Annotated in this window: 12 protein-coding genes; 2 read left to right on the forward strand and 10 right to left on the reverse strand. The window is 61.2% G+C overall.

All coding sequences use genetic code 11. From position 1 onward, the window contains the following. Positions 1-10: 10 nt before the first annotated feature. The 10 genes from ACQUTG_RS03465 to ACQUTG_RS03510 form a co-directional block, all read right to left on the reverse strand. Entirely contained in the window at positions 11-2,929 is a 2,919-nt protein-coding gene (locus tag ACQUTG_RS03465) for a hypothetical protein (protein ID WP_428918049.1), read from the reverse strand. Between the two features lie 66 nt (positions 2,930-2,995). Then, positions 2,996-3,940, reverse strand: coding sequence for an AgmX/PglI C-terminal domain-containing protein (locus ACQUTG_RS03470; protein ID WP_428918050.1), 945 nt, complete (start codon positions 3,938-3,940; stop codon positions 2,996-2,998). Between the two features lie 13 nt (positions 3,941-3,953). Then, positions 3,954-4,463: an ExbD/TolR family protein gene (locus ACQUTG_RS03475; RefSeq protein ID WP_428918051.1), complete on the reverse strand. Its 510-nt coding sequence runs from the start codon at positions 4,461-4,463 to the stop codon at positions 3,954-3,956. Continuing rightward, entirely contained in the window at positions 4,460-4,990 is a 531-nt protein-coding gene (locus ACQUTG_RS03480; protein WP_092003823.1) for an ExbD/TolR family protein, read from the reverse strand. The genes ACQUTG_RS03475 and ACQUTG_RS03480 overlap by 4 nt, the downstream gene beginning before the upstream one ends. Positions 4,991-5,009: 19 nt before the next feature. Then, positions 5,010-5,675 (reverse strand): MotA/TolQ/ExbB proton channel family protein, encoded by a 666-nt coding sequence (locus tag ACQUTG_RS03485; RefSeq protein ID WP_343812066.1) that lies wholly within the window; start codon positions 5,673-5,675, stop codon positions 5,010-5,012. 41 nt (positions 5,676-5,716) lie between these two features. After that, positions 5,717-6,037 (reverse strand): hypothetical protein, encoded by a 321-nt coding sequence (locus ACQUTG_RS03490; RefSeq protein ID WP_428918052.1) that lies wholly within the window; start codon positions 6,035-6,037, stop codon positions 5,717-5,719. Positions 6,038-6,046: 9 nt separating this feature from the next. Then, a complete protein-coding gene (locus ACQUTG_RS03495) occupies positions 6,047-6,904 on the reverse strand; it encodes a tetratricopeptide repeat protein (RefSeq protein ID WP_428918053.1) in 858 nt (285 codons plus the stop codon). After that, a complete protein-coding gene (locus ACQUTG_RS03500; RefSeq protein ID WP_428918054.1) occupies positions 6,891-9,740 on the reverse strand; it encodes a tetratricopeptide repeat protein in 2,850 nt (949 codons plus the stop codon). Before ACQUTG_RS03500 ends, ACQUTG_RS03495 begins: the two co-directional genes overlap by 14 nt. Next, positions 9,727-11,505 carry a tetratricopeptide repeat protein gene (locus ACQUTG_RS03505; protein ID WP_428918055.1) on the reverse strand — a complete coding sequence of 593 codons (1,779 nt, stop codon included), beginning with the start codon at positions 11,503-11,505 and terminating at the stop codon, positions 9,727-9,729. Before ACQUTG_RS03505 ends, ACQUTG_RS03500 begins: the two co-directional genes overlap by 14 nt. 3 nt (positions 11,506-11,508) lie before the next feature. Continuing rightward, positions 11,509-12,186, reverse strand: coding sequence for a hypothetical protein (locus tag ACQUTG_RS03510; RefSeq protein ID WP_428918056.1), 678 nt, complete (start codon positions 12,184-12,186; stop codon positions 11,509-11,511). A 461-nt stretch (positions 12,187-12,647) separates the two neighbouring features. On the opposite strand from ACQUTG_RS03510, the gene ACQUTG_RS03515 reads away from it, so the two are divergent. Further along, positions 12,648-13,376 (forward strand): outer membrane beta-barrel protein, encoded by a 729-nt coding sequence (locus ACQUTG_RS03515; RefSeq protein ID WP_428918057.1) that lies wholly within the window; start codon positions 12,648-12,650, stop codon positions 13,374-13,376. Continuing rightward, positions 13,346-14,035, forward strand: coding sequence for an outer membrane beta-barrel domain-containing protein (locus ACQUTG_RS03520; protein WP_428918058.1), 690 nt, complete (start codon positions 13,346-13,348; stop codon positions 14,033-14,035). Before ACQUTG_RS03515 ends, ACQUTG_RS03520 begins: the two co-directional genes overlap by 31 nt. The last annotated feature ends 25 nt before the right edge of the window (positions 14,036-14,060 follow it).

A 14,060-nucleotide genomic window follows, 5' to 3' on the forward strand; every position in this document is an offset into this window, starting at 1 on the left:
CCTTATTCTTTTATTGTGTCGGGAATTCGAACTTGTCCGGGTCGTTGTAGATGTGCGCGCCGGTATCCAGCCATTCCGCAATCAGGCGGAGCTCGGCTTCGGTGAGCATGCCCATGTGGCTCTGCCGGATGGCATCGGTTTCCGCGGTTTCCACCTCGTACTCGTCGTCATCCGGATCGTCATCAAACAGGGTGAAAAAGCGGGCACTGGCAATGGCGCCACGACCACTCATCAAGCGACGGGCGAAGCATACGCCCGGGTCTGGCAGGACCGTCATGTCGCCCTGGATGCCGTCCGGGCATTCGGTATCAAGGTTGGTTTTGTCCACCTCGACCCAATCACCGGTCTCGGTCTCGCGGATGTAGTAGTCCGGCTCGAAAAGCTCGACATAGGACTCGAGCTGGCGACCATCCCAGGAGGCATGGCCGTCGCCAAGTAACAGGCCGTTCGAGGCGCCACTACCGGAGTCTCCGGGACAGGGCTTTCCGCCCTGTTCGGCGGCGGTGTGGCAATTCTGGCATGACGTGGTATTGCCGGTGTTCGGGTTGATCCGGCATTCCCGCCAGATCGGCTGGATGTGCTCCTGGTAATTGATGGTGGCCTTGCAGTCCGCCGTCCAGTTGGTCAGGCAGCTCGGATCCGTGACCGGTTTCGGTGTGGTCAGTCCGCTGTAGCGAACTTCGAAGGCCAGGGATGGATCGGGTGGATTGGTCCAGAAATCCTCGAAATGCATGGTGTCCGCCCAGGTGGCCTGAAGGCCCTGGAGGGAGTCCACCAGTGCCTGCGCCATCGTGTCTTTCCACTTCACGGCCCGGATCTGCGGATTGGCATTGGGGAACGGCATGCCATCACCCGGCGCGCCCGGGTTGGCGGAGGCCAGTTCGACATCGGTCCGGGCGTGGGGAATGTCCACTTCCGGGTCGTGGCAGCCATAGCACTTGAGCTTCTCGCCCTCCTCCAGGCGCAGTGGCTGGGGATGCTGCATCAGGTAGTTGTAGTTGTAATCCGGCGCGGCAATCAGATCCACCCGCTTGCCGTACTTGTTCACCACCTCGAAGCTGAAGTTGGTGTCCGCCGGTACCTTGACCATGGCGGAGCCGTCCGGCTCGACCATGGCATAAGAGAGAACATCGTAGAGAATGCGGTTACCGGAACCCACCAGCGGTGTCAGACCCAGGGGCGGCTGCGGACCATCGGGCGGGTTCAGGATCTCGTCGGTCAGAATGGCCTGCTCCAGTTCCGGGGGAATCTGGCGTACGCCAACCACCCGGATGAAGCGTTCGGAGCGATCGTCTGGACGGGTCAAGCTCGGATCGCGGCGGGTCTCGATGCCGCCGTCGTACAGCTCGGCCATGTCGGCGCCGTCCATATCGTAGATGCTGCGGATTTCGAACAGGGCTGTGTTGTCTTCCAGTTGCAGGTCATGGCGCTCACCGGTGTAGGGCTCGGCCAGCTCGTTACGATCGGCGATGACGATGTCGGTATAAAGAGCCTGCTTGTGGCCCTGGACCACCGGCAGCCGGGTATTCTCGATGGGGTCCACCATCCAGATGCCGTATCGGGGCTCACCCAGATTCTCGGTGGTGGCGCTGCCCTCACAGGGAGTACTGGTGGTGCCATCGGTGGTCAGGCATTGGGCCCAGCTGGCAAGCAGACGGGCAGAGCCATCGTTGTATGGCGCAACGGCGCTGTACCAGCCGTTCGGGGACACCTGGTTGGGGTAGAAGTTGACCAGCCCGGGAGTCATGGACTCCTCGGCTTCGCCGATCACGCTCTCGTCTACGGGCTTGCCGACAGCAAAGAAATTCTTGCTGTTGATCTTCACCACATCGCCGCCGTAAATCGGGTTGTAGATATGGCGCATGGTTGTCAGCAGGTTGCCGTCATCCAGGGGAATCGGGTCCATGTAATGGATGAAGGAGGCGTCGGAGAACTCCTCGCTCAGGCTGCCGAAGTAACGGTGCACGTTACCGCCGGCCGGCGTGATGCGGTACATGCTCAGCACGTCTTCCACGAACACCCGCTCGCCTTCGACTTCACCAGCCAGGGACGCGCTGCATTTATCCTCTACGGTCCATTCCTTCGGATCCTCCAGGCCGGAGGGGAAGCCACCACCATTGCCCTGACCATACCCCCCGCCGTGGGGGTGCTGGTTGAAGTTGGGGTCGTCGATGTTTTCCAGGGTGCAGTCGGTCAGGGTTTCATAGATGCGGCCGAACCGGATGAAGACCACATGCCCGTCATTCATGGTGCTGGGCTCGATATCGTGAAATGCACCGAAGGTGATCTGGACCAGTTCGCTGCCATCCGGTTTGACCGAGTGCAGCAGCGAGGCCGGCTCGTCGAAGTCTTCCAGGTACTCGCGCAGGTCAAGCTTCTGCCAGTCGCCCCGGGAGTGCTGGCGACTGGAGGAGAAAATGATCCGGCCTTCGTTGGTGTAGGTGGGGTTGGTGTCCTCACCCGCATTGGCCACCAGATCGTCTTCGAAGATCCGTCGCACCTCACCGGTGGCGAAGGTGTACTCGAATATGTTCCAGGTGAAGTTGTCCGGGCTGTCCGCCGGGCCATGGGCGGCAAAGACCATGCGCTCGCCGTCCGGCGAGACATCCAGATCCTTGACGTCATAGTCCCCGCCGAAATACCCCGCCAGCACATGGCGTTCGTCCGAACTGAGAGCAATGCGGTCCCGCACCATCAGCTTTGCCCCGGGTTTGAACGCGTATGGCGCTCGGGGGTCCAGCGGTGGCCGGGCATTGACCGAGGCGGTCTCGCCCATGTCCGGGTAGTCCCGGACCACATAGGCAAAGGGCTGGTCGGAAAGCATTTCCTCCTGCCCTTCGCTGATCTGTCCCTCAAAACATCCGGTCAGCCCGACCAGTCCGAGGCTGGCCAGGGCCAGGAGGCGCAATCCGCTGCTAAATCCGATCATGATGTCTCTCTCCACCTGCACATCCGTTGCACCGGTACCCGGCGGAGGCCGGGCCCGGTGCCTTCATCAACCAGGCATGAAATCAAACTTGTAATTGACGGGGGTGGCCGCCACGTCTTCCGGGCCAAACGAGATCATCTGGATCCGCGCCAGCAGTTTCAGCTCCAGGCGCTGATCCCCCAGCTGGCTGTCCACCAGCTCTATGTCGGAGATACTGCCGTCCGGCTCGATCACGATGTGGAAGACAAACTTGCCCTGCAGTCCGGGATCGCTGCGCAATGCCCGGTTGTAGAGCGCGTAGATGGCCCCCTTGTGCTGCTCGAAGACCCGCCGGATGGATTCCATGTCCCGGCCACCGGCCACCGTCGAGCTGCGTGAGCCACCGTTGCCACTGGCACCGCTGCCACCACCGGAGCCATTGCCGATGGGGCTTTCCACCGCGGTGGAGCCTTTCCCGGCCAGCTGGGTACCGGAGCCGGTATCGTTCATCACCGAGCTGTTCACCCCACCACTGGTCTTGTTGGCCGAAGTGGCCCCCAGTACCGAGCGGGCGGCCTTGGCGGCGGCGCCAGTTTTCACGTTTGTGTTTTCGGCCTGGAGCTTGGCGACGTTAGTGGAGCTGCGCAGGGCTGACAGTTCCTTGGAGAACGCCGCGACGCCCATCTTCGAAACCTTCTCCCGGGCCTTTTTCACTTCCTTGGCCGGTGCCGGCTCCGGAGCCGCCTTCTTGGCCTCGGTGGGCTCGGTTTTCTCTTCCTGCTTCACCGGCTCGGGCGGCGGAGGTGGCGGGGCCACCTTGCGTTGCTCGATCAGGACCTTGGCCAGGGTCGGGGGTACCCGCTCCTTTTCCTCCCGATCGATTTCCGGCAGCGGCAGCCAGGGAAAAATCACCGCCAGCAGCAGGAGCAGCAGCAACAAACGTTTGAGAATGCGTTTGAAGCGGCTGTCCTCGTCACCGCTAGCGTCCCAGGGCAATGAAAAGTCGTAAGGTGTTGCTGTCATTGCTGTCATCGATTCCCTCCTGTCATGCGCCGCTGCTGCCGGATACCCGTGAAACGGCCATGGAGAGGTCCCGATAGTCCGCCTTGGCGCAGGTCAACATGACCCGCTTGAGCAGCGCGTAGGGGATTTCATGGTCACCGAGGATGGTCACCGCACGCCCCAGGCTTTTCTCGCGCTCGGTCAGTTCCGTGCGCTTGCTGGCCTGGAACGTCAACTCTTCCATCAGGCCATCAATCAGGCCGTCGGAGGCGATCACCTCATCCAGGGTGGCGACCGGGCGGCCATCCACCAGGATGTCGTCTTCGGTGATCGTGACCACGGTGGTCTCCTTCGGGCGTTCCTCTGCGGTGGAGTCCGGCAGGGAAACGTCGTTGACCTTGATCAGCTGGTTGGCACCGGAGTTCAACAGCAGGAAGAACACCAGGATGGTGAAGATGTCCATCAGCGAGACCAGGTTGAGCTTGGCCGGCTTCATGAAGGTCTTGGCGCTGCTCTGGAGGCCGAAGGACGTGAACTTGTCGTTCGCGTTCATGACTTACCTCCCTTCTTGGGCGCATCCCCCAGGGAGATCTCCGGGAACAGCTCGACATCCACCGCATCGGTTACCACGACGGTCTTGGCGACCCGAAGGGTATCCATGGTGGACACCAGGGACTGGTAGGTGACGCCCGGCTCGGACAACAACAAGGCATCGTTCTTGGCGATGTTCTTCGCTGCAAGCCGGCGCTTGATCTCCTGGAGCACCTCGGAGAGGGTGCGGAAATCGTGGCGGGCTTCCTCGCCCTCGGCCTCAGGCTCAATCTTGTCGATGGTCTTGACCAGATTACCGCTGGGGTAATACACCTCGATGCCGGACTGCCGAACCACCACTTCCAGCTGCCGGTTCTCTTCGGCACTGGCGGTCTGGGCACCGGTCAGGTCGGGCAGATTGAGCTCCAGAATCGAGATATGGTTGAACACCATACTCATCAGCAGTACCGGCACCAGCACGATCATGAGGTTCATGAACGCCGTGATGTCGATATCCGCCTCTTCCTGTTCTCTGCGTTTTGTAAACATAAGGAATTACCCGCTGTGATCAGGCGTCAGACTCACGCGTGTTAACAGCGCGACGGTTGCTGCGAACGATGGTGTTCAGGGCCTTTACGCCGGCCATTTCGATGCTCTCGACGATTTCCAGGGTCTTGTTCTGCAGCAGGGAGTGGATCAGCAGCAGCGGGATCGCCGCGATCAGGCCGAAGGCCGTGGTGTTCATGGCCACGGAAATGGACTGGGACAGCAGCGTAGCCTTGTCCGCCGGATCCGCGTTGGCCACGGCGGTAAAGGCGGCGATCAGACCGATGATGGTACCGAGCAGTCCCAGCAGGGTGGAGACGTTGGCCAGGATGGACAGGTAGTTGGTGCGCTTGGACAGGCGCGGAATGCTCTCCATCACGCCTTCCTGCATGGCGGCGTGGATGTCATCCCGGCGCGGGGAGGCTCGCATGGTGTCGAGACCAACGGAAATCAGACGTGAGATCGCGGAGTTGCCGGACTGGGCCGCCTGCTCGGCCTGATCGAATTTGTTTTCATTCATCAGCGGCAACAGTTCGCTGTAGGCGGACCGGTTGGATTGGTAGGCCCGCTTGAGGAATACCCAGCGTTCCACCGCAATGGCCAGGCCGACAAACAGCACCAGGGCGATGGGGAACATGAAAGCGCCGCCTTCCTGGAAGAATGAAACAATGCTTGTGTAAACGTTCATGGCAGGTCTCCAGACTTTTCTTTTCGTTCGGTTGCAGATTTTCAGTTAGTGCTTTGCCCCGAGGGCCCGGCTGGGGCCTCCAGGGAAAGTTCGTCGTAGAAGCGCATGGTCCGGGCGTGTATGTCCCGATCCACCACCTCGAATACCCGGCCGGACACCGACGTGATCGAGCGGTACAGGTTGTCCGGCCCCTCTGGTGGCTTCCAGGGGATGAAGTAACTCACCGACGGCTGTTCCTTGTCCCCGACAAAGGTACTCTCCAGATCGATGGACTCCTGGGCGCTGGCCGGAGCCGCAATCGCCCCACCCAGACACAGGGTCGCCGCAACGAGCCAGCCGGCCCCTGGATTCAGTATTCCCATGACACTCTCCTAGCCTTGTTCTTCGGTTTCCGGGGATCCCCCGCTGGTGGCGTCCGCTGAGACCGCCTCGCCCTCAGCGCCCTGTTCGGCAGGTACCTCCGGCTCCGGCGGTGGGTTATCGATGAAACTGGTTTCAATGCCGGTGCGGCGACGGATCTCGATGAGCCAGTCCGCCACTTTCGGGTCCGAGCCACCGGTCAGGAAGTCGTAGGCCTCGTAATGGGGCTGGGCCTCCTCCGGCCGGTTCATGTACAGGTCATAGAGGATGGCCAGATTCAGGTGCGCCTCGGGAAAGTCGTTCCAGGTTTCCAGGGCCTCCAGGTACGCGTCCCGGGCCCTGGCAAATTCACCCTGGCGCCGCTCGAACATCGCCTGTTTCAGGTAGGCGTTGACGTTGGCCGGGTTGACCTCCAGGGCCTTCTGGTAGTACTCCCGGGCCTTTTCGGGCTTCTCCCGCTGTTCGGCGAGCTCGGCCAGCTTTACCCAGGGGCCGGAAAGCTCCGGGAAGTCCTTGGTCATGGCCCAGAACCCTTTGCGGGCCATCCGCAAATCACCGTCTTTCATCAACGCCATGGCATGGGCAAAAGCCGCCTGAGCGGCCGGCGGGACCGGCGCCGGCTGCTGGGTGTACGGGTTCGGTGCCGGCACATAGGGAATTTTCTTGCCCTCGGCATCGTAGGCCTGTTGCGGCAGGAACACGCCGCCGCTGCTCTCGGCCGGATCGGCCTGCGCCTTTTTCTCGGCGGGCCCGGATTCGACCACTTTCGGCCCGGATTCGGTCTGCTTGACCGGCAGGACGCCGGCGCAACCGGGGAGCAGGGCCAGCACCAGCAACGCGGCCGGGGTGGATGCCTTAACGGATGCCATCGCCATACGCCACCTTTACTTCCTGTTTGTCGAACCGGGCGGGGTTGAGCTTGGCCATCGCCTCGAAACTCCGCTCGATCCAGGGATTGAATGTGCCGCTCCAGGAGCGCTCGATGTTGGCCTGGTGCACCTCGATGGCCAGGTCCTCAAACGGAATGGCCTGTTCTTCCAGTACCAGCTCGTATTGCATGGCTTCGAGCTGGCTCAGTCCGCTGGGCCGCGGCGCGTCCATCAGCTCCCGAGCAAACTGGCCGTAGAGATCGGCAATGTTGAAAGTGGCCCGGGTGGTCTGATCGAGCACGCCGTAGTCGGCCGCCTGCTGGTAACGGTCCAGGGCGTTCTTGAGCTTCTCGTTCTTCCGCGGAATGCTCTTGTTTAGCGGGTGCTTCAGGCGCACGCGATCAAACTCGATGCGCCAGTAGTCGCCGTACTTGTTGTTGGCCCAGGCTGCCAGCCAGGCAGAGCGGTCCGACTGCCAGTTCTCCGGGGCCTTGTTGTGGCCGTCGATGACCCGGCGCAACCAGTACAGATGGCGGTGGTAGTCGTCCCGGCGCTCGTACAGGTAGGCAACGTGGTAACGGGCTTCCATGCGGGTATCGAAAGGTTCCTCGTAGTCGAAGGCCCACTTCTTGAAGTACTCCAGGGCCTGGTCCTCGTTGCCGGCTTTCTCATACAGCTCTGCCGCCAGGAACAGGGCATCCCGGCGTACGTCGGCGCGGTCGTCGGTCCGGTAGATCTGTTCGTACTCAGTGGCGGCCATCTGCCACTGCTCGTCCTGCTCGTAGGTCCAGGCGATCTTCTGGTCCAGGTCCTTCGCCAGCTTGTGGTTCGGGAACAGGCGGCGCAGTTCGAGCATTTCCGTCAGCGCCGGCTCCCACTCCTCCAGGGTCAGCAGATGGGTGGCGGCATCAAACTGTGCCACCACGCGGACATCGGTCTTCGGAGCCACCGCCTTGATGCGCAGGAAGTGGTCGATGGCGCCTTCCAGGTCCTTGGCGGCCAGGGCCTGCTCACCCTGCTTGTAGATGGTGACCGCCATGCGCTCGGTAACCGCCTTGAACTCGGGATCGTCCAGGTCGATGTAACGCAACTGGTTACGGTAGCCTTCCTCGGCCGCGGCAAAGTCAGCCAGCTCGTACTGACTGTGGGCAATGACACCCCAGGCGGTGCGGTTGAGCTCGCGATCCACCTCGCCGGCCTTGCTGACGATGCTGGTGGCCACTTCCAGGGCTTTTTCGTAACGGCCCAGGGCGAACAGCTCTTCCGAAGTCTTTGCCAGCACGGCACCGGAGCGTTCGTCATCACGGAAGGTCTGCACGAATCGCAGCTGGCTCTCCACGCCCTTGCTGCGCCAGTCACGGAGCCGTTCGTTGTCCTCACCCGCCTGGGCGATCAAACGCTCGGCCTCTTTCTGGTAAGCGACGATGGCGGCGTAGCCGGCATCGGCACCGAATTCGGAGTTGCCGAACTCGTAGGCGGTGCGCTCGTAGTGGGTGATGGCGGTGGGGTAATCGCCACCATCGAAGGCAGCTTCGGCGCGCATGTAGACCATTTCCGGAACTTTCGGATCGTTCGGGAAGGTTTGCTCGAACTCGCCATAGAACCGGGCCGCCTTCAGGAAGCTGGTCTGGCGTGAAGCTTCGGTAGCTGCCACGGCTGACGCCTTGATCGCGCCATCCGCCAGCTCCCGGGTCAGGCGCTGGCCGGTAGCGTGGTAGTGCCGGGCCAGTTCGTCGATGAAGGTCTTCAGGTTGGGAATAACCTTGGCTTTCACATCCGCTGGCTTGGTCTTCCAGAACTCGGAATGAACACCGTAGTTGCGCACGTAGTTCTCTTTCTCCGGCAGCACCTGCTGGGAGAACTCGCCATCGACATAGGCACGGATCATCTCGGCATGCATCTCCGGCGCCCGCTCGGAATCCGGGTTCTGCACCACGAAGGCGCGGAACGAGGACGCCGAATCCTCATACCGCTCCTTCTCCAGGTAATGCTGGCCAAGGCTGGAATAGAGAATCCAGGTGTATTTCTTCGCCTCCGGCCGGTTGGCAAACATGCTGTCGATCTTCGAGGAGCCGCCGGCATAGGCCAGCCCCACGCTCATGATGCGCAGGGTGTCATCCACCAGGGAGCGGTTAACCTTGTCCAGCTTTTCGATCTTGCCGTCGTCGGGCACCAGCCGGTCGAGGACACGGGAGAAGGACATCAGGCTCTGGTCGTAATCCGACAGTTTGTACTGGGACCAGCCAAGCAGGTACCAGGAGTTGTTCAGGAATGCGGATTCCTCACCGATGGCCACCACCGAACGGTAAGCCTGTTCCGCCTGCTCGTACTCCTCATGCCGGAAGTGGATGTCGCCCTTGCGGAAATACACCTCCGCCAGCCGATGTGAGTGCGGATGTTCAGTAATGAATTCCTCCAGCACAGCCTTGGCTTCCTGGTCGCGGCCATCGAGGTCATAGGCCTTGGCCAGCTGGTACATGGCCTCGGCATTGCGCTCAGAATCGGGGTACTTGTTGAGCAGCTGGTGATAGGCGGTAATCGCTTCCGGGAAGTAGCCATCCTCGCCCGGCATCACGCCACGAAGCTGATCGTAGTCGCCCTCCAGCATGTACACGCTGGCAATGCGGCGCTCGATCTGCTCGTACAGACGCCGATCCTCGATGGTTTCGAGCAGTTCCCGGTATTCGCGACGCACGTCTTCGTGCATCACTCTCGGCAGGGGTACATCCTCCAGCGGCTTCTGTTCTTTCTGGAGACTGGCAATGGTCGAGGGGTTCTGGAAAGTGCCGCAGCCGCTGACCATGACCGCCAGGATGAGGAGACTAGATCGTTTCATCGCCGCTTCCCTCCTCTGGAGACGGTTGGCTTTGCGCCTGTTCTGGACCTGGATCGGCAGGCACTTCCTCATCCGGGTTCAGTGTCTGCAGGGACCGGTCCAGAATGCGCACCTTGGCCAGCTGCGCTTCGACCTGGTACTGCTTGAGCCGTTGCTCGTGGATATCCAGCTCGGTGGCCACCAACGCCAGCATGACGTCTTCCAGACGTGCGATCAGGCCCTCGGTCTGGACCAGTCGGGCGTCGACCTCGGCCATCATGCGACTGACCGACTGCTGGAAATAGCTGTTATCCGAGAGTGCCTTGCTGCCTTGAAGGGCCGCCAGCGCACTCTCGGCCCGGGTGATTTCGAAGGTGAGTTCCTCCAGCAACCACTCGATGGACTCGCGCTTGTCCTCCGGCAGTCCGGCCAGGCGGGCATTCAACGCCTCGCGCCGATCCCGGGCATCCGCCAGGGATCGGGAAATCAGGCGCACCCGGTCGCCATGGCTCGGGCCACCGGCACTACCGGCCCGGGCGGCCATGATGGTGTCAAAGTCGGAGCGGCGCTCCTTCCAGCGCTCGAGGTTGTTGCGGATGGCGTACAGATCCCGCAGATCCTTCAGTACGGACTGAAAACTGTGGTCCGACATCAGTTCCACCAGGAACGGGGACAGGCGGTTGACCGCTACCGCCGGTGCCTTGCCGAACCAGTCGCTCTCGTCCAGCACGTCATCGAGGTTGCGGACGAACAGTTCCAGTACATCGGCGTCCTGCAAGGCCTCCCGCGCGGCTTGAAGCTCCCTCAGGGTGGTCCGGAACTGACGGTCCGCAGCAATGAAATCCTTGGCAGCGCGCCCCTCCAGGCCCATGCGTTCATACACGTGAGGGCGCAGAAGAATCGCCTCCTGCACTTCCGGCAAAGCCCGGGAGCGGGTGGTCAGCACATCAAGCGGCGCCAGGGCACGCCGGAATTCGCCGGCATTGATCGCCATCCAGCTGGCGCCCAGCAGGCCTCGGTTGGAGTAGGCACCGGTGGTGTTGATGCTGGCCAGCTGCAATCCTGCGTTCAGGCTGTCCTCGTGGCTGGCGTAGACATGGGCCAGAGCCATGCGTGCACGGTCTGCCAGACGCTGCAGTTCGGCAGATCCGTCATTGAGTTCCAGGACACGGTTCAGGGCCCCGATGGCGTCGCTGGTGCGGCCCTGCCCTTCCAGGGCAATGGCGAGATTGAAGTAAAAATAGGGCGCGTAGGGACTGTCTTCGCCGATGGTATCGGCCACCGCCTTGCCGGCATCCAGGTAACCCAGCTTCACATTGACCAGTGCCGCCAGGTAGCGGTACTCGGCATCGACGCTATCGGGCAGCTCACCGCGGACCCGATTCAGGTTGCGGGCAGCGGTGTCGGCCTCACCACGCAGATACTGCATCTTGCCCAGGAAGAAACGGGCCCGGTTGCGCACTGGCTCACTGAGGTTACTCTCCGCGAGGCGGTCAAAGATGGACTCGGCCTGCTCATCCAGGCCATAGGACAGACTGACACCACCCTTGAGCAGTTCCGGGTAGGTGCCGTGATTGGCGATGCCACCATGCTCCTCGGCCCAGGCGTACTCGACCAGGGTTTCGAAGTAGTTCTGCTGGTAGTACTGGAAGAGGACCGCTCCGTACTTGAGATCCCGGGCTTCAGTTTCGGAAGCCGAAACCATCGTTGCGGAGGGTAATGCAAGCATCAGTGCCGCCACCGTCCGGAGGGATTTTGCCTGCTGAAGTGCGCGCCGGAGAATCATGGCTTACCACTCCCGAACCGTGAATTCGGGCTGCTGACGGGCTTCGGAGTCAGCCACGGCCAGTTCGACGAACTTGGGGCCCTGCTCCTTGGTGAATCTCAGGCTGCTGCCACGCTTGTACTCGCGGCCATTGGGCCCCTGGCCGACGAAAAATGCGGACAGGGTGTGCTGACCCGGGCTCAGATTGCCGAGATACAGCTGGTGCTTGCCGCCCTTCGCCAGGGCCTGGCGTTCTTCGGCGCTGTACAGGTAGGTGGACACCACGCGGTTATCCAGGCGCAACTCGACACCTTCGAGGCGGAAATACTCACCGACATTCAGGGAAACGAAAACGTGGAACCGGGTGTTGGCCGGGAACAGCAGATCTTCCTCGAGCACGCGAAGATCCTTGTTCAGGGTGACCACGGTCTGTTTGAGATCCTGGATATCCCGGGACAACTCGTTCACCGCCCGCTGCGCCCGCTCCCGGCTCTCCCGGACGGACAAGGGGGTCTCGATGATGCGATCCAGGGCCACGCCCGCTGCAGATTCTCCGGATTCTTCCTGGCCTCCGGTTGCCGGCTCGGCGGCATAGACCGGCCCGGCCACAAGGGCCAGGCACAACAACACCAGAATCCCAAGACGGCTCCACAACACGGTGCCGGCAGCACCACTCAGTCCATTTTTAAATTGAAAAGCCACCATCCTGCTCCTGCGCCGGCCTGCCTGGGGCGTACGCCGACAACGCTTGATGAACATTCAGGGGACTGACTTTCAGGTTGCCCGACTTTGCTTCCGAAGGCTCTTTTTCGCGGCCTCTTTTTTTGGAGCGGTCAGGTTCTTTTCGGGAATGCTTCAATCGTCAAATTGTGTGAAATACGCTAGCACAGCTTCCCGAAATAAAAACGAATGATTTGACTTCTGATTTTGTTTCTGTGGAGGCCATCTCAAAAAACCGAAGTGACAGTTGCCCAACGCCGGAATGGCAGCCAAAGTTCCCCGCAATTCAAAATTTTTTTGTTTAAAAACATTTATTTACATTGTTTAACGTATTTTAACATTTGACGCGGGTGGTCAAGCTGGTGATCAGGATGACGTGCAGAACCACATCTCGATTGAGCCGGTCTCGCCGGGGCGATTTCAGAAACCGGTGGGTACCGGCATTGTTCACAGCGCTGGTGCTGACCGCCGGAACCTCCCCCGGGGTATCACAGGCTGCGGATCCCGCCCCTGTCCTGGAGGTGGCGGATCCCTTTATCGAGCTACACACGGCGCCCGGCCGGGGCTATCCGGTTTTTCATGTGATCGAAAAGGGCGAGCAGGTCGAGCTGCTGAAGCGGAAAACCAACTGGTACAAGGTGAAAGCCGTTTCCGGCGAAACCGGCTGGACCAAGGCCACGCAACTCGGTCGCACGCTGCAACCGACAGGTCTTCCCGCTGATCTGCCCGAGGTCACCCATGGCCAGTACCTGGAATCGAGCTGGCGGGTGGGCTTTACCGCCGGCATGTTCGAGGAGTCCCCGAGTTTCAGCCTGACCGCCGGCTACCGGCCATTGACCTGGCTCGGCGCCGAACTGGAAGCGGGCAAGATCTACAACGAGTCCGTGACCAGCGACTACTATGGCGCCAACCTGGTGATCGAGCCCCTGCACCAGTGGTCCCTCACCCCCTACGTCCTTGCCGGCTACAGCCAGTTCTCCTTTGATGCGCGACAGAAAGTACTGCTGAGCGAGCTCGGCGATGCCGATGGCGTCACCTTTGGCGGCGGACTGGGTTACTACATCGGCAGGAATTTCCTGATTCGGGCCGAGTACCGGGTGTACTCGGTGTCGTCCAACTCTGACAGCACAGGTCTAAGCGAATGGAAAATCGGTCTCAACACCTTCTTTTGAGCACCCGCAAGCCGCGGGGCATCAGTACTGCGCTGTTAACCGGACTGCTGGCGCTGACGCCGATGGGTCCGGCGCAGGCGCAAGAGGGGGGCCCGGCGCCGGTGCAGGTCATCGAGCCCGACATTGAGCCCCGGAGTATCAGCGAAGCGGATATCGATGCGGAGTTCTTCGAGGTTGGCGCCTTTGCCGGGATGCTGACGATCGATAACTTCAGCAGCGAACCACTTGTTGGCGTCAGCGCCGCGTTCCACGCCACCGAGGATTTCTTCCTGCAGTTCAACTACGGGATGAGCGAAGCCGGCCTGACCTCCTTCGAAGAACTCAGCGGCGCCAATGTCCGCCTGCTGACGGACGATGACCGGGACTACAGCTACTACGATTTCCTGGTGGGCTACAACATCTTTCCCGGGGAGATCTTTTTCAGCGATTCGCTGACCTTCAACTCGGCGTTCTACCTGGTCGGTGGCGTCGGCAACACCGAGTTCGGTGGAGAGAGTAATTTCACCACCACCATCGGGACCGGGTTTCGCATCGTGCTGCTGGACTGGCTGACGGTACACGTCGACTTCCGTGACCACATGTTCAACAGCGACCTGATCCGCGAATCCCAGCTGACCCACAACATCGAACTGTCTTCAGGCATCACCCTGTTCTTCTGATCCCGGCCAGCGCGGATTTTGGGGC

The sequence above is a fragment of the Marinobacter sp. DUT-1 genome, assembly GCF_050379415.1.
Classification (GTDB): domain Bacteria; phylum Pseudomonadota; class Gammaproteobacteria; order Pseudomonadales; family Oleiphilaceae; genus Marinobacter.